Genomic DNA, 14,583 nt, shown 5'->3' with positions numbered 1-14,583 from the left:
GGCCGACGACTGATTATCGAAACACTGCCATCAGCGGGCCACGCGGCTCCACTTGCCGTAGCGTTCGACCATGCGCTCGTCAAAGCCGAAGCCCAGGCCGGGTTCCTGGTGCAGGATCACGCGTCCCTGCTTGTGCGTCAGCTGGCGGTCCACCAGCTTGCGGAAGTTCAGCACCTGATCGTCCCAGAAGAATTCGACGTAGCGCGCATTGGGCGTCGCAGCGACCAGCGGAGCGTGCACATCATGGAACCAGTGCGGGCAGACCACGACGCCATAGCTGGCGGCGGTGGCGGCGATGCGCTTCCATTCCGTGATGCCGCCGCAGACCGCGGCGTCGGTTTGCAGAATGCCCGCCGCGCCCTTGTCCAGCAGTTCCTTGTGATACCAGCGGCCATAGCCGATCTCGGCGGTGGCGATGGGCAAGCGCGTCAGGCGCGCCAGCTTGGCATGGCTGTCGATGTCGTCGGGGCCGAAGGGTTCTTCGATGAAGTACGGGTCGTACTGTTCGAAGCGGCGGATGTATTGCATGGCCTGGGTCACGTCCTGCCAGGCGTTGTTGCAGTCCATCATCAGCTCGACGTCGGGTCCGATGGCTGCGCGCGCGGCTTTCAGGCGCGCCTCTTCCTCTGCCGGCGACAGGCGGCCGGTCTTCATCTTGACGGCACGGAAGCCCTTGTCCACGTAGCTCGCCATTTCCTCGCCCAGGTGCTGGGGCGTCTTGCCATCCAGGTAATAGCCGCCGCTGGCGTAGGCCGGCACGGATTCCAGTTCGACCGCGCCCAGGAACTTGTGCAGCGGCAAACCGGCGGTCTTGGCGTTCAGGTCCCACAACGCGATGTCCAGGGCGCTCAGCGCCCGCATCACCGTGCCTTGGCGGCCCTGCAGCAGGGCTTCCTGGTACATGGAATGCCACAGGCCTTCGACGGCATGCGAATCCTTGCCCAGCAGCACCGGACCCAGCAGCCCCTGCACCGCGGCTTCGAAGATGGCGCCGCCGGCGCTGCCCACGTAGCAGAAGCCGATGCCTTCCACGCCGTCGGTGGAACGGACCTTCACGAGGCCGTAATGCCGCGTGGACACGGTGCGGTTCGAAAACGAAGTGACCTTGTCCAGCGGCACCGCGGCGGCGCACACGTCTATGGATTCAATAATGGGCACAACTGGCTCCTTGGTAGTCGGGATATTCGGGCTGGCGCGGCCGGCGCATTGTGCGCGGCCTTAACGCTCTGACCGTATTCTTGCCCCCGCCAAAGAAAACAACAATTATCTTCATCCATCTTTAGAATACGTAAAAAGCATCTTTTAGGGAGGCTCCTGACCGTGGATTCGCGCTTTCTGCAAACCTATGTGCATGTCGTGGAGCTGGGTTCCATCGCCCAAGCCGCGCGCCATCAAGGGCTGACTCCCGCCACCGTGCAACAGCGGTTGCGCGCGCTTGAAGCGGACATGGGTAGCGCCTTGATCGCGCGTTCGGGCCGCACCGTCAAACCCACGCAGGCAGGCTTGCGGATTCTCGAACGGGCTCGCGCCATCCTGCGCGACGTGCGCGACCTGCGTTCCGCCGCCTCCGACACTGAACTTCCGGCCGGCCCATTGCGTCTGGGCGCCACGCCCACCGCGCTGACCGGCATCATGCCGCCCGTGCTGAGAACGTGGGTGGCGCGCCATCCCCATATCGAAATCTATATAGAACCCGCGCCCACCACCCTGCTCTATGGCAAGGTGCTGTCCGGCGAACTGGACGGCGCGCTGCTGGTGCATCCCTTGTTCGCCATACCCAAGACCTGCGCCTGGCGCGACCTGCGGCAGGAACCCCTGGTGCTGGTCACGCCAGCCGGCATGAAGGTGCGGGATCCCCTGGAGATCCTCGCGCGTGAACCCTACATCTGCTATGACCGCAGTGTGGTGGGCGGCAAAATGGCCGACGATTATCTGCGCGCGCGCAGCCTGCGGCCGCATGTGAGGTTCGAGCTCGATGGAATCGATTCCATCGCCAAGCTGGTATCGGAGGGATTAGGTGTGGCGCTGCTGCCCGATTGGGCGGCCACGGGCGAGCCGTCGGCGAGCGTCAGGCGTTGGCCCTTGCCGCCGCCCTGCCCGGTGCGCACCGTAGGCGCGATCTGGCTACGCTCCGGCGTGCGCTCGGCACTGATGCAGGCATTCGTGGAAATGGCCGAGACCCAGCTCGGCCTGGATTGAACGCGAGAGGCCCTTCAGCCCTGGGAAAGCGCGTCCCGGCCGTCGCGCGCCACGACTACGCCGCCCGACACAACCAGGCGGCGCGGCGCCCGTGCGGCCACCGCTTGCGCGATGCAGCTGGCATCGACCAGCACCAGATCTGCGCGCGCCCCCGGCGTCAGCCCATAGTTCAAGAACCCGCAGGCGCGGGCTGCGGCATCGGTCACGCAGTCGAAGGCCCACTCGACTTCATCGTCGCGGCGCAGGTCGTTGCGCAGGCCGATCAACATGGCGCGAGCCAGCATGTCCGGACTGCCATAGGGCGTCCAGGTGTCGCGGATTCCGTCATTGCCGCCGAAGATCGTCACCCCTGCCTCACGGCAGGCTCGCACGGCCGGCACCGGGCGCGACGGCGGCGCCGTGGTCAATAAGGCGACCTCCAACCCGGCCAGCCGACGTAGCAAGCCGTCCAGCCGCTTCGCATCCACGCCGCCCAGACAGAAAGCGTGGCTGATGACGACCTTGCCCTGCATGCCCAGCGCCTGAACGCGGTCCAGGATCAGGTCCAGCGTGAAGGCGCCCAGTTCGCCCGGTTCGTGCAAGTGGATATCGATGGGCTTGCCGTGCTTGTCCGCAATACCGAACAACACATCGAGCGAGCGCGCCGGATCGCGATCGATGGCGGAGGGATCCAGTCCGCCCAGCACATCCGCCCCCTGCCCGAGAGCCTGATCCAGCAACTCGGCCGTGCCTGGCCGGATCAGCAGGCCCGACTGCGGGAAGGCTACGGTCTGGATTTCGACGCGGCCGGCCAGTTCCTGGCGCGTGGCATGCACACCCTCCAGGTGGCGCAACCCCGCTTCGGTGTCGATATCGACATGCGTGCGGATCCGCGTCGTGCCTTCACGCAGGAAGGCCAGGGCCAGGGCGCGCGAATGGCTGGCGGCGTCATGACCGGTTCGAGCGCGCCAGACGCGCTCGTTCTCGATGCGGTCGGTCAGCGCCGGCCCCACTTCGTTCACGTACCAGGGAGAATCCCAGGTGGTCTTGTCCAGATGCGTATGGCCTTCAACCAGACCCGGCAGGAGCAAGGCGCCCGCGCCATCCTCCACGGGCGTGCCCGGGTCGGCGGCGAGGCCGGGCCCAATGCGCTGGATACAGCCGCGGCGCACGAGCACGTCCGCCGCGCCGCCTTGCGGCACGCGGACGTTCTTCAACAACAGATCGGTCATGACAGGGTTCCTGGCACCGCGCGCGGCGGGCGGTCGGGCGCCGGCCGGGGGGCAAGCGCCGTCAGGCTCAGACTTGGGGCGGTTCTATCCAGAAAAAGCGTTCGCCCTGGCGGACCATGTCGGCCACGCCTTCGGCGCCGATGCGGTAATCCGTGCCCATCAGCGTGGCGCCGCCATCCTCGTGGATATGGATGATGGCCAGCGGGTCGTTTGCCATGGTGTACCAGTAGTAACCCGGCTTGAGATCATGCAGGTTCGTAGTCATGTTTCGAGTATACAAACATCCCCGCGCCGTATTCAAAAAGACACACAAATCCAGGCCATGCCTGACATGATGAGCGCGAGACGGCATACTTCCCGGTTCCAGGCCCAAACCGCCCGCACCGTTGGCGTGCGTCGACCCGGCTGTCGCCGCATCGGCGCATATGCGTTGATCGTGAGAGGAACCGCGAGCGTATGAAAAGGCAGTCTCTTCAATTCAGCGAGCCGCTTAAACAAGCTGTTTTGGACGGCCGCAAAGTGCAGAGCCGGCGCATCCTGAAGCCGCAACCGACCAAACTGACCACGGTTTGGTATGCCGATGCCGCGGATTCCGGCAGATGGGTGGCCATGGGGCCATCCCTGGATAACCCTTCCGAACTGCGCAAAACCTCCAGCTGGGTCAGATGCCCTTATGGAAAGTCAGGCGATAGCATCGAATTGACCGACGAAGCGGGCATTCCCTTCGCTACCGCCGTCATTGTGGGCGTGCGCGTGCAACGCCTGCAAACCCTGTCCGAGGCCGATGCCCGCGCCGAAGGTACCCACGCGCTGTATCAAAGCTCCGCCCTGCTCCCTGGCGTGCCGCTGCAGACCGCCTTCGCGTTGACGTGGTGCGAACGCTATGGCGCGCATGCCTGGGCCGCGAACCCCTGGGTATGGGTCGTCGAATTCCGCCGTCAGCAAACGGACGGCGAGCAAGATATCTAGTGCGCGGGCTGCCGGCCCGCCGGGAAAACGGTGCGCCCGCGCAACGCCGTTACGCGGAAACAGGGGCGGATGGTGACCGCCTGTAACCAGGCCGTAAGGCTTCATCCGATTCCAGGCAATTTCAATCCATTTCAATCCTGGCCGTCCCAGAGTGGAGCGGCGCTGCTGCGGGGCAGCAAGAGGCGTGCCCCGTCGGCGGGGGCGGTTGCGGATTGTCGCGATTGACGCCGACCCGTTTACTTCTGGCGGAGCAAAAAGCCCGAAAATGGCATCAACGAATACTCAACTTTGCTGCGTCATGCGGCAGGCAGGTGCAACATGAAAAAATGGCTTATCGCTGGTGCTGGTGCGGCTGGGCTGCTGATCTCCAGCGTCGCCCTGGCTCGTGTGGACGTGGGCATCTCCATCGGCTTGCCCGGTGTCGTGTACCCGGCGCCCGTGTATGTCGCGCCCCAGCCGGTATACGTGCCGCCCCCGCCGCCCGTCTACTACCGCCCGGCGCCGGTTTATGTCGCGCCGCCCGTGGTCTACCCCGCGCCGGTTTATTATCGCGGCGGCGGCCGCTACTATGACCGCGGCTACTATTATGGCCGCGGACGCGGACACGACCACCATCACGGCCGGGGCCGCGGACACGACCGCGATTAAAGCTTGAGGCTGTTGCCGGCCACCAGCCGGTTAACGCCAGCCCGGAAAAGACAAAGGCCACTCGAAAGAGTGGCCTTTTTTCTGCGGGCAATATCCGGTGCCGCGCGGAAATGTCTCAGGCCGCGGGGGTCTGCACGGGTTTACCGGCCAGCGCGACCGGTTGCTGCGGCGCCTGCCGGGACTTGCCGTCCACCCATCGCGGCGCGGCTTCCTGAACGAGATCGATCCAACGGCGGGGCTCGCTCGACGACCGCCACCAACCATTATGCGGACGCATGGGCAAACTCCGGTTCACCGTTGAAACGCACGCCATTAATGCCATGGAACAACTGCAGGCTTTCCTGCTCGGCTTCGTGCAAAGTCGTGAACGGCGCCTGTCCGGGCACGGTCCAGCATTTTTCCGGTGCGGTGCCGCCGACTCGGCGGGTCCAGATCTGCACACGGTAGCCCTGCTCGTCCTCGCGAGCCACGGAGCATCTCACACGAAAATCTCCAATCATTCTTGAAGTCATGGACAACTCCTTGTTATTTAAGTGAATGAAGCGTGTAGCACACGAGGCATATTGTGCCGCAACTATCCGGCCCTTTTATTGGAATACACAATTTCTCACATCAAAATCAGACACTCTCGCCAGGAGATTAATAGTCTCAGACGACAGGAATATGTACAGATAATAAAAAAAAACGGAGCCCGAAGGCTCCGTCTTTTACTCCGCCAAATGACGGATGGACAGCGAAATCCCGTCAGGCTTGCGCCGCCGGATTCAATACCGTCAAACCGCCCATATAAGGCTGGAGCGCTTGCGGGATAAGCACGCTGCCATCGGCTTGCTGGTGGTTTTCCAGCACGGCGACCAGGGCGCGGCCCACGGCCAAACCGGAACCATTGAGCGTGTGGACGTATTCCGGCTTGCCCTGGGCATTACGGAAACGCGCCTGCATGCGACGGGCCTGGAAAGTTTCGCAGTTGGACACCGAGGAAATCTCGCGCCAGGTATTCTGCGCGGGCAGCCACACTTCCAGGTCGTAGGTCTTGGCCGAACCGAATCCCATGTCGCCCGTGCACAGCAGCACCACGCGGTACGGCAGGTTCAGCAGCTGCAGCACGCGCTCGGCATGGCCGACCATTTCTTCCAGCGCCTCGTAGGACTGCTCCGGCTGCGTGATCTGCACCATTTCGACCTTGTCGAACTGGTGCTGGCGGATCATTCCGCGCGTATCGCGGCCGCCGCTACCGGCCTCCGAGCGGAAGCACGGCGTGTGCGCGGTCAGCTTGAGGGGCAGGTCGGCGGCAGCCTGGATGGTGTCGCGGGCCACGCTGGTCAGGGTGATTTCCGACGTCGAGATCAGGTACTGGTCTTCGCGCACGTAAGGCTTGCCCTGATCGTCGACCTTGGGATCGTCGTCGCCGCCGCCCTTGGACACCGCGAACATGTCGTCCTTGAACTTCGGCAGTTGGCCCGTGCCGTACAGCGTCGACGCATTGACGATATAGGGCGTGTAGCACTCGGTATAGCCGTGCGTGCCGGTCTGCAGGTCCAGCATGAACTGCGACAACGCGCGATGCAGGCGCGCGATGGGGCCGCGCATGAACGAAAAGCGGGCGCCGGACAGCTTGGCGGCCATGTCGAAATCCAGCCCCAGGGGTTCGCCAATGGCGACGTGGTCGCGGGCTTCGAACGGCAGGCCGGGCGGGTTGCCATCGGCGCCAGCCTCGCCAGGCAGCCAACGGCGGACTTCGACGTTGTCGTCGGCGGATTCGCCCAGCGGCACGCTGGCGTGCGGCAGGTTGGGCACCGACATCAGCAATTCGTTCAGCGGCTGCTGCAGCCCGGCCAGCTCTTCCTCGAGCTGCTTCAGGCGGACGGGCACAGCCTGCGACTCCGCCATCACGGCGCTGGCGTCCTCGCCCTTGGCCTTGAGCTGGCCGATCTGCTTGGCCAGCGCGTTGCGGCGGGCTTGCAGGGACTCGGTTTCGGTCTGGACGGCCTTGCGGCGGGATTCCAGCTCATTGAACCGTTCCGTGTCGAAGGACACGCCACGGCTCTTGAGGCGGTCTACGACGGTTTGCAGGTCTTTGCGCAGCAGTATCGGGTCTAGCATGGTGATATCGGTGAGGTTGCGTGAAGCAACGGGCGTGGCCCGTTACCGTTTTTTGGCGCGTTCCTGAGCGTCCAGCTCGCGCAGGAATGCCAGCTTTTGCTGGATTTTAGCCTCCAGGCCGCGATCGGTCGGCCGATAGAAGGAGGGATTGAGCCCATCGGGGAAATATTGCTCGGCGGCGGCATAGCCGTGAGGCTCGTCGTGCGCGTAGCGATATGCCTTTCCGTGGCCCAGCTGTTTCATCAATTTGGTGGGCGCATTGCGCAGGTGGATCGGCACCGGCGCGCTGCCGTGCTCGGCCGCGAACTTGCGCGCCTGGTTGTAGGCGTTGTAGACGGCGTTCGACTTGGCCGCACACGCCATGTAGACCACCGCCTGCGCGAGAGCCAGCTCGCCTTCCGGCGAACCCAGGCGCTCGTAGATGTCGGCGCCGTTCACGGCCAGGTCCGTCGCGCGGGGATCGGCCAGGCCGATGTCTTCCACCGCCATGCGAACCAGCCGCCGCGACAGGTATTTGGGATCGGCTCCGCCGTCGATCATGCGGCAGAACCAGTACAGCGCAGCGTCGGGGTTGGAGCCCCGCACCGATTTATGCAGCGCGCTGATCTGGTCATAGAACGCGTCGCCGCCCTTGTCGAAGCGGCGCAGGTTCTGCGACAGCGAAATTTCCAGCCAGACCGCGTCCACCGTGTCCCGGCCCGCCGCCTGTGCCGACTCGGCCACCACTTCGACCGCGCTGATCAGCCGGCGCGCGTCGCCGTCGGCCCAGGCCGCGAGCTGTTCGCGCGCATCAGGCTCGATGCGGATGCGCTCGCCCTCGTCCAGCCCGTCGTTCAGCGCCTGTTCGGCCCGATCGACCAACTGTTGCAGCTCTTCGGTGGTGAGCGATTGCAGCACATACACGCGCGCCCGCGACAACAATGCCGAATTGACTTCGAACGAGGGGTTTTCGGTGGTGGCGCCGATAAAGGTGAACAGCCCGCTTTCCACATAGGGCAGGAATGCGTCCTGCTGCGCCTTGTTGAAGCGGTGCACTTCGTCGACGAAGAGGATGGTGCGCCGTCCCTGGCCTTGTGCCACCTGGGCCACCGTGACCGCGTCACGGATGTCCTTGACCCCGCCCAGCACCGCCGAGATGGCGATGAACTGGGCATCGAAGCCATCGGCCATCAGGCGCGCCAACGTGGTCTTGCCCACGCCGGGCGGCCCCCAGAAGATCATGGAATGCGGACGCCCCGAATCGAAAGCGACGCGCAGGGGTTTGTCCGGCCCGAGCAGGTGCGACTGCCCGACCACGTCGGACAGCGTGCGCGGGCGCAGCCGCTCGGCCAGGGGCACATAAGGCCGATGCGCAGGATCGGCCGCGAAGAGATCGTTGCTCATTGGCAGCAGATGAGGGGAGACAGCAAGTAAATCAAGTCAGCATTACACCATGCCGCGCGCCCGCCCCGCCCTGCGGAGCCCGGCAACCTAGGCCAGCCCCGGCGGCGCGAAGCGCCGGTTCGCCAGCACCGGCAGCACCTTGCGGGCATGGGCCAGCCGTTCGGGGTCGATATCGGCGAACACCAGCGCCGGGGCCTCGCCCGCGCGCGCCGTCACCACGCCCAACGGGTCCACCACCATGCTGCAACCGATGTTGCGTTCACCGCATTCGCCCGTGGCCGCCACGTAGCAGGTATTTTCCAGCGCGCGCGCCGTGACCAGCACTTCCCAGTGCATTTCCTTCAACGGGCCGCGCACCCAGGCGGCCGGCAGCACCAGCAGATCCGCGCCGTCCAGCGCCAGACGCCGCGCCAACTCGGGAAAGCGCACGTCATAGCAGGTCATCAGGCCGACGCGCAGGCCGCCGATGTCCAGCAAGGGCGGAATGTCGGTGCCGGGCGTGACGTTGGTGGATTCCTTCATGTTGAAGGCGTCGTACAGGTGCAGCTTGCGGTACTGCGACAGGATCTGGCCGTCGCGCAGCGTGACCAGCGTATTCCAGACCCGCCCTTCCCCGGTCGGCACGTGCACGCACATCATCGTCGCCAGCTGCGAACCGCGGCTGGCTTCCAGCAGGCGGCTCATGAAAGGGCCGTCCAGCGGCTGCGCCGCCTTCAGGACAATCTGCGGATCGGTGATATCGCGGGCCAGAATGCCCTCGGGCAAAACCAGCAGGCCGGCGCCGCCCGCTCGGGCGCGCTCCATCAGGTCTATGCAGACCTGGGCGTTTTCTTCCCAGACCCGGCTGACGGCGAACTGGCCCAAAGCAACTTTCAGCATGGCGCTTCCTTGTGTCGGAGGTTTTTCCTATTGTCGCGCCAACCGCCGGCCAGCGCCGACTACGGGAAACTCCTAGCTCCCGCATGTAAATTTCTTTCACGATAATGAAAAAAATCAGATTTGACGTAAATATTTTCCATAGCAGGCGCTCCCATGACGAACCCCTTTTTCCCCGCAGCCGCCCTGGACGTGAACGGCAAAGGCCTGGGCGCCTTTCCGGAATCCTGTACCACCGCCGGCGTGGCCGCGCTGAACTGGAACCTGCTCAATGAGGACGTGAGCCTGCCCGTGGCCGTGCTGTACGAGGCCCGCGTACGCCACAATCTGCAATGGATGCAGCGCTTCATGGAGGCGTACCGCGTCAAGCTGGCCCCGCACGGCAAGACCACGATGAGCCCGGCGCTGTTCCGGCGCCAGATCGAGGGTGGCGCCTGGGGCATCACGCTGGCGACCGCGCCACAGGTACAGGCAGCGTATGAGCACGGCATCCGCCGGGTCCTGATGGCCAACCAGTTGGTGGGCCGGGCCAACATGGCCATCATCGCGCGCCTGCTGCGCGATCCGGCCTTCACCTTCTTCTGCATCGTGGACTCCCCCGCCAACGCGGCGCAGCTGGGTGCCTACTTCGGCGAACAAGGCCTGATCCTGCCGGTGCTGATCGAATTGGGCCCGCAGGGCGGCCGCACCGGCGTGCGCGACGACGCCCAATTGCAGGCGCTGGTCGAAGAGATCGGCAAATGGCCCGGCCTGGCGCTGGCTGGCATTGAAGTCTACGAAGGCGTGCTGCAGGAAGAAAGCGCGATCCGCGCCTTCCTGCGCCGCGCCACCGACGCCCTGCGCGGCCTGGCAGCCGCCGGCCGCCTGCGCAAGCACGGCCCCGCGCTGATCTCGGGCGCGGGCTCGGCCTGGTTCGACGTGGTCGCCGAGGAATTCTCGCAACTCGACATTGGCGCGCCGCTCGAAATCGTGCTGCGCCCCGGGTGCTACCTGTCGCATGATGTCGGCATCTACCGATCCGCCGCCGAACGCATCAACGCCCACAATCCCGTCGCCCGGCAGATGGAACCCGGCCTGCAGCCCGCCCTGCAGGTCTGGGCCTACGTGCAATCGTTGCCCGAACCGGGCCGCGCCATCGTGGCAATGGGCAAGCGCGACGCGGCCTTCGACGCCGGCCTGCCGACGCCCGCCGCCTTGTTCCGCCCCGGACGCGATACCGCACCCGGCAAGGCTCCCGCCCACTGGAAGCTGAGCGCGATGATGGACCAGCATGCCTTCATGCAGATCGGCGAAGGCGACGATATCCAGGTCGGCGACATGATCGCCTTCGACATTTCCCACCCCTGCCTGACTTTCGACAAGTGGCGCCAGGTGCTGCTGGTGGACGAGCAGTACCGCGTCACCGATGTGGCCGAGACCTTCTTCTGACCTCTGACATCCGATCCGTTTTCTGAACGACCTTGCCCGCCGCGCCGCGCCGGCACGCGGAGGCAGGAAGCATCGCGGGACTCCGGCGCAACAACTCTTATTACTACAAGCAAAACCCGTTTTTGACCCTCTGGAGAGAGAATCATGAACTTCCGTACCTCCCGGCGAGGCGGTGGGCTCAATAGCCTGCTGCTGGCCGGCGCAATTGGCTTGACCGCATTGTCGACCCCCGCCCTCTGTGCCACGCCGGTCAAGGGAGGCACGATCTCGGTCGCCACCATAGGCGAGCCGCCCACGCTGGATCCCATGACCAGCACGGCCGACCTGGTCGGCATCCTGACCCAGCACTTCTTCGAAACGCTGTACACCTTCGACGACAAGTGGAACCTGACCCCGTTGCTGGCCGACAAGCTGCCGGACGTTTCGCCGGACGGCCTGACCTACACCATCCCGCTACGCCAGGGCATCACCTTCCACGACGGTTCCAAGATGGATTCGTCGGACGTGCTCGCCTCGCTCAAGCGCTGGACCGAAACCGCCACGCGCGGCAAGATGGCCGCCAAGATCATTACGGGCATGGAAGCGCCGGATGCCAACACCGTCCGGATCACGCTCAAGCAGCCCTATGCGCCCTTGACTGCCCTGCTGGCCATGAACAACAGCGCTGCGGTCATCATGCCCAAGGGCAAGATTGCTCCGGCCCTGACCGAATTCGTCGGCACAGGTCCGTACCAACTGAAGGCGCGCGTGCCCGACCAGTACATCCAGCTGGTCCGCTTCGAAGGCTACAAGCAGCGCGAAGGCGAGCCCGACGGCTTCGGCGGCGCGCGCAAGCAGTACCTGGATGAAATCCGTTTCGTGCCGGTCAGCAACGCCAACACCCGCGTCGAAAGCGCGGTGGCCGGCCAGTTCGACTATGTCGATTCCTTGCCGGTGGAATCGCTGCCCAAGCTCAAGAACGGCCGTTCCGATCCCGTGATGCTCAAGCCCTTCGGCTGGCCGCGCCTGGTGCTCAACACCAAGCAAGGCATCATGTCCAATCTGGCGGTACGCCAGGCCGTGCAGCTGGCCCTCAACGAAGAGGACATGCTGTACGCCGCGTTCGGCGACAAGAACTTCTACAAGCTCAATGGCGACCTGTATCCCGAGGGCTATCCCTGGGCCACGTCGCTGGGCGGCAAGGTCTACAACAAGGGCGATGCCGCCGGCGCGAAGAAAATGGTGGACGGCGCCAATGTGCAGGACCGCAAGATCCGCATCCTGACCAGCCAGCAATACGAGTTCCACTACAAGATGGCGCTGGTGGCCGCGGAGTACCTGAAGGCCGCCGGCTTTACCGTGGACATGCAGGTGGTGGACTGGGCCACGCTGACGCAGCGCCGCCAGGACCCGGCCTTGTGGGATATCTTCATCACGCACAGCCCGTTCCTGCCCGAACCCGCGCTGATCGACTTCCCGTCCAAGGACGCGCCGGGCTGGTGGGACACGCCGCGCCGCAACCAGACACTGGATGCCTTCAACCAGGCCCGCAGCCAGGAAGAACGCGTCAAGCGCTGGGCTGACGTCCAGCAGGCCGTGTACGACGAAGTGCCCTTTATCAAGGTCGGTGACTTCAACGCCCAGGCCGCCCGCTCGCCGTCGCTGCAAGGCACCAAAGCCGTGCCGTGGCCCTACTTCTGGAACGCCTGGAAGTCCAAGTAAGACAGGGTGTCACGCGGCAGGCGTAGCCGGAACCCAACGGCCTGCCGCGCAACCCATCGGCGCATGCCTGCAAGCGCGCTCGTCATCGAGCGCGCCGCACCCTCCCCACGATACGACGCTTTCTTAGGACATCCATCGTGTTGCGTTATCTCTTAAACCGGCTGGTCGGGCTGGTGGCCGTGATGTTCATCGTCGCGACCATCGTGTTCGTGATCATCCGCGTCACGCCCGGCGACCCGGCGGCCGTGATGCTGGGTCCGCAAGCCAGCCAGCAGGACATCGCCGCGCTGCGCACCCAACTGGGGCTGGATCAGCCTCTGGCGGTGCAATACCTGTCGTGGCTGGGCAAGCTGGCCCAAGGCGATCTGGGCCAATCCATCTTCATGAACAAGCCGGTGTTGTCGGCTCTGGCCGACCGCGCCGAGCCCACGATCCTGCTGACGCTCATGTCGCTCATGATCGCCAGCGCCATCGCGCTACCGGTGGGCATATTGTCGGCGGTCAAGCGCGGCACCACGCTGGACCAGTCGGTGCTGTCTTTCTCGATGTTTACCTCCAGCGTGCCCAGCTTCTGGCTCGGGCTGCTACTGATGCAATTATTCTCGGTAAAGCTGGGATGGCTGCCCGTGGCCGGTTACGGCGGGCCCGATGCCTCGCTCATGACCCGCCTGTCGCACCTGATCCTGCCCGCCGTGGTGCTGGGCCTGGTGAACTCGGCGCTGATCACCCGCTTCATCCGTGCCAGCATGCTGGACGTGCTGCGCGACGACTACGTGCGCACTGCGCGCGCCAAGGGCCTGCCGGAAAGCAAGGTGATCCTGAAGCATGCCGTGCGCAATGCGCTGATCCCGATCTTGACCGTGCTGGGCCTGACCACGGCGCTGCTCATCAGCGGCGCGGTGGTGACTGAAACCGTGTTCGGCCTGCCGGGCGTAGGCAGCCTGGTGGTGTCGGCGGTATTGCGCCGCGACTACCCCGTCATCCAGGGCGCGCTGCTGATCATCGCGGCCATCTACGTCCTGATCAATCTCATCATCGATCTGCTGTACCTGCTGGTCGATCCCCGGGTCCGCTACTGATGATGAATCCCACCCCCGAAGCGCCTGCGGCGCTTCCCCCTCAAGGGGGCGCCGCCTGCGGCCCGGCGAAGCCGGCTCCGCGCGGCCCCGACGCATCGCAAGTGGAGCATTTGAAATGACAACCGGGACTACTGTGAATTCCGGAACCGACCGCTGGCAGGTGCTGCGCCTGCTGGTGTCGCGCAAGACCGTGCTGATCAGCCTGATCGTGATCGTCGTGCTGGTCCTGGCCGCGCTGCTGGCGCCTTGGATCAGCCCCTACGATCCGTTCAAGCTGTCCATCATGAACCGGCTGAAGGGGCCGGGCGCCGCGCATTGGTTCGGCACCGACGACTTCGGGCGCGACGTGTTCAGTCGCGTCATCTACGGCGGCCGCCTGTCGCTGATGGTGGGCTTCTCCGTCGTGATCGTCTCCAGCGTGCTGGGCATTGCGTTGGGCTTGATTGCGGGCTTCTTCCGCTCGGCGGACAAGGTCGTTTCGCGCCTGATCGACGCCATGATGGCCTTCCCCGACATCCTGCTGGCGATCTCGCTGGTGGCCGCGCTGGGTCCCTCGCTCATCAACGTGGTGATCGCGCTGGGCATCGTCTATACGCCGCGCCTGGCGCGCATCGTGCGCGCCTCGACGCTGGTGATTCGCGAACTGCCCTTCGTCGAAGCGGCCCGCGCGCTCGGCGTGCCCACCTGGCGCATCGTCACCGTGCACGTGCTGCGCAACCTGGTGTCGCCCATCCTGGTGCAAGGCACCTTCATCTTCGCCTACGCGATCCTGGCCGAAGCCGGCCTGTCCTTCCTGGGAGTGGGCGTTTCGCCTGACATCCCTACCTGGGGCACCATGATCAACGCCGGCCAGCAATACATGGGCTCGGCCGACTGGATCATGATCTTCCCCGGCATCGCCATCGTGCTGTCCGTGCTGTCGCTGCAATTGGTCGGCGACGGCCTGCGCGACGTCCTCGATCCGCGCCTGCGCAAGGAGCTGTAAT

General features: G+C 64.9%; 15 protein-coding genes. 7 read left to right on the top strand and 8 right to left on the bottom strand.

Annotated elements, in window-relative coordinates:
* Positions 1-30: 30 nt before the first annotated feature.
* On the bottom strand, positions 31-1,158 hold the full coding sequence (locus VCS63_RS08475; protein ID WP_042796632.1) for a mandelate racemase/muconate lactonizing enzyme family protein: 1,128 nt from the start codon (positions 1,156-1,158) through the stop codon (positions 31-33).
* Between the two features lie 162 nt (positions 1,159-1,320).
* Between VCS63_RS08475 and VCS63_RS08470 the strand changes: the two genes are divergently transcribed.
* Complete coding sequence (locus VCS63_RS08470; protein ID WP_042796631.1) at positions 1,321-2,199, top strand: LysR family transcriptional regulator; 879 nt, start codon at positions 1,321-1,323, stop codon at positions 2,197-2,199.
* 14 nt (positions 2,200-2,213) lie between these two features.
* On the opposite strand, the gene VCS63_RS08465 is transcribed toward VCS63_RS08470, so the two are convergent.
* The gene (locus tag VCS63_RS08465; protein ID WP_063960047.1) at positions 2,214-3,410 is read right to left on the bottom strand and encodes an amidohydrolase family protein; all 1,197 of its coding nucleotides are present in this window, start codon (positions 3,408-3,410) and stop codon (positions 2,214-2,216) included.
* Between the two features lie 67 nt (positions 3,411-3,477).
* Positions 3,478-3,675, bottom strand: coding sequence for a hypothetical protein (locus tag VCS63_RS08460; RefSeq protein ID WP_042796629.1), 198 nt, complete (start codon positions 3,673-3,675; stop codon positions 3,478-3,480).
* 191 nt (positions 3,676-3,866) lie between these two features.
* On the opposite strand from VCS63_RS08460, the gene VCS63_RS08455 reads away from it, so the two are divergent.
* A complete protein-coding gene (locus VCS63_RS08455; protein ID WP_164793358.1) occupies positions 3,867-4,379 on the top strand; it encodes a hypothetical protein in 513 nt (170 codons plus the stop codon).
* Positions 4,380-4,697: 318 nt separating this feature from the next.
* The gene (locus VCS63_RS08450; protein ID WP_042796627.1) at positions 4,698-5,027 is read left to right on the top strand and encodes a virulence factor; all 330 of its coding nucleotides are present in this window, start codon (positions 4,698-4,700) and stop codon (positions 5,025-5,027) included.
* Positions 5,028-5,142: 115 nt separating this feature from the next.
* Here the strand turns inward: VCS63_RS08450 and VCS63_RS08445 are convergent, their stop codons facing one another.
* The 5 genes from VCS63_RS08445 to VCS63_RS08425 form a co-directional block, all read right to left on the bottom strand.
* Positions 5,143-5,304, bottom strand: a complete 162-nt coding sequence (locus VCS63_RS08445; RefSeq protein ID WP_162726401.1) for a hypothetical protein — start codon at positions 5,302-5,304, stop codon at positions 5,143-5,145.
* The gene (locus tag VCS63_RS08440) at positions 5,291-5,539 is read right to left on the bottom strand and encodes a hypothetical protein (protein ID WP_082884704.1); all 249 of its coding nucleotides are present in this window, start codon (positions 5,537-5,539) and stop codon (positions 5,291-5,293) included. Before VCS63_RS08440 ends, VCS63_RS08445 begins: the two co-directional genes overlap by 14 nt.
* Positions 5,540-5,771: 232 nt before the next feature.
* On the bottom strand, positions 5,772-7,130 hold the full coding sequence (gene serS, locus VCS63_RS08435; protein ID WP_042796625.1) for a serine--tRNA ligase: 1,359 nt from the start codon (positions 7,128-7,130) through the stop codon (positions 5,772-5,774).
* 42 nt (positions 7,131-7,172) lie between these two features.
* Entirely contained in the window at positions 7,173-8,513 is a 1,341-nt protein-coding gene (locus tag VCS63_RS08430; protein WP_323879295.1) for a replication-associated recombination protein A, read from the bottom strand.
* A gap of 87 nt (positions 8,514-8,600) precedes the next feature.
* Complete coding sequence (locus tag VCS63_RS08425) at positions 8,601-9,392, bottom strand: deaminated glutathione amidase (protein ID WP_082884705.1); 792 nt, start codon at positions 9,390-9,392, stop codon at positions 8,601-8,603.
* Between the two features lie 153 nt (positions 9,393-9,545).
* On the opposite strand from VCS63_RS08425, the gene VCS63_RS08420 reads away from it, so the two are divergent.
* From VCS63_RS08420 to VCS63_RS08405, 4 genes are all read left to right on the top strand, one after another.
* Complete coding sequence (locus tag VCS63_RS08420) at positions 9,546-10,817, top strand: amino acid deaminase (RefSeq protein WP_323879292.1); 1,272 nt, start codon at positions 9,546-9,548, stop codon at positions 10,815-10,817.
* A gap of 144 nt (positions 10,818-10,961) precedes the next feature.
* On the top strand, positions 10,962-12,518 hold the full coding sequence (locus VCS63_RS08415; RefSeq protein ID WP_063642158.1) for an ABC transporter substrate-binding protein: 1,557 nt from the start codon (positions 10,962-10,964) through the stop codon (positions 12,516-12,518).
* Between the two features lie 137 nt (positions 12,519-12,655).
* The gene (locus tag VCS63_RS08410) at positions 12,656-13,597 is read left to right on the top strand and encodes an ABC transporter permease (RefSeq protein WP_042796622.1); all 942 of its coding nucleotides are present in this window, start codon (positions 12,656-12,658) and stop codon (positions 13,595-13,597) included.
* Positions 13,598-13,712: 115 nt separating this feature from the next.
* Entirely contained in the window at positions 13,713-14,582 is an 870-nt protein-coding gene (locus tag VCS63_RS08405; RefSeq protein ID WP_042796621.1) for an ABC transporter permease, read from the top strand.
* Position 14,583: the final 1 nt, after the last annotated feature.

The organism is Achromobacter sp. D10 (genome assembly GCF_035282245.1).
Lineage (GTDB): Bacteria > Pseudomonadota > Gammaproteobacteria > Burkholderiales > Burkholderiaceae_B > Achromobacter > Achromobacter insolitus.
This window is presented reverse-complemented; position numbering and strand designations above follow the sequence as displayed.

Excerpts from the sequence above, each read along its gene's own strand:
- VCS63_RS08465 (WP_063960047.1), bottom strand. The coding sequence starts at position 3,410 with ATGACCGATCTGTTGTTGAAGAACGTCCGCGTGCCGCAAGGCGGCGCG.
- VCS63_RS08460 (WP_042796629.1), bottom strand. The coding sequence starts at position 3,675 with ATGACTACGAACCTGCATGATCTCAAGCCGGGTTACTACTGGTACACC.
- VCS63_RS08455 (WP_164793358.1), top strand. The coding sequence starts at position 3,867 with ATGAAAAGGCAGTCTCTTCAATTCAGCGAGCCGCTTAAACAAGCTGTT.
- VCS63_RS08450 (WP_042796627.1), top strand. The coding sequence starts at position 4,698 with ATGAAAAAATGGCTTATCGCTGGTGCTGGTGCGGCTGGGCTGCTGATC.
- VCS63_RS08445 (WP_162726401.1), bottom strand. The coding sequence starts at position 5,304 with ATGCGTCCGCATAATGGTTGGTGGCGGTCGTCGAGCGAGCCCCGCCGT.
- VCS63_RS08440 (WP_082884704.1), bottom strand. The coding sequence starts at position 5,539 with ATGACTTCAAGAATGATTGGAGATTTTCGTGTGAGATGCTCCGTGGCT.
- serS (WP_042796625.1), bottom strand. The coding sequence starts at position 7,130 with ATGCTAGACCCGATACTGCTGCGCAAAGACCTGCAAACCGTCGTAGAC.
- VCS63_RS08430 (WP_323879295.1), bottom strand. The coding sequence starts at position 8,513 with ATGAGCAACGATCTCTTCGCGGCCGATCCTGCGCATCGGCCTTATGTG.
- VCS63_RS08425 (WP_082884705.1), bottom strand. The coding sequence starts at position 9,392 with ATGCTGAAAGTTGCTTTGGGCCAGTTCGCCGTCAGCCGGGTCTGGGAA.
- VCS63_RS08420 (WP_323879292.1), top strand. The coding sequence starts at position 9,546 with ATGACGAACCCCTTTTTCCCCGCAGCCGCCCTGGACGTGAACGGCAAA.
- VCS63_RS08415 (WP_063642158.1), top strand. The coding sequence starts at position 10,962 with ATGAACTTCCGTACCTCCCGGCGAGGCGGTGGGCTCAATAGCCTGCTG.
- VCS63_RS08405 (WP_042796621.1), top strand. The coding sequence starts at position 13,713 with ATGACAACCGGGACTACTGTGAATTCCGGAACCGACCGCTGGCAGGTG.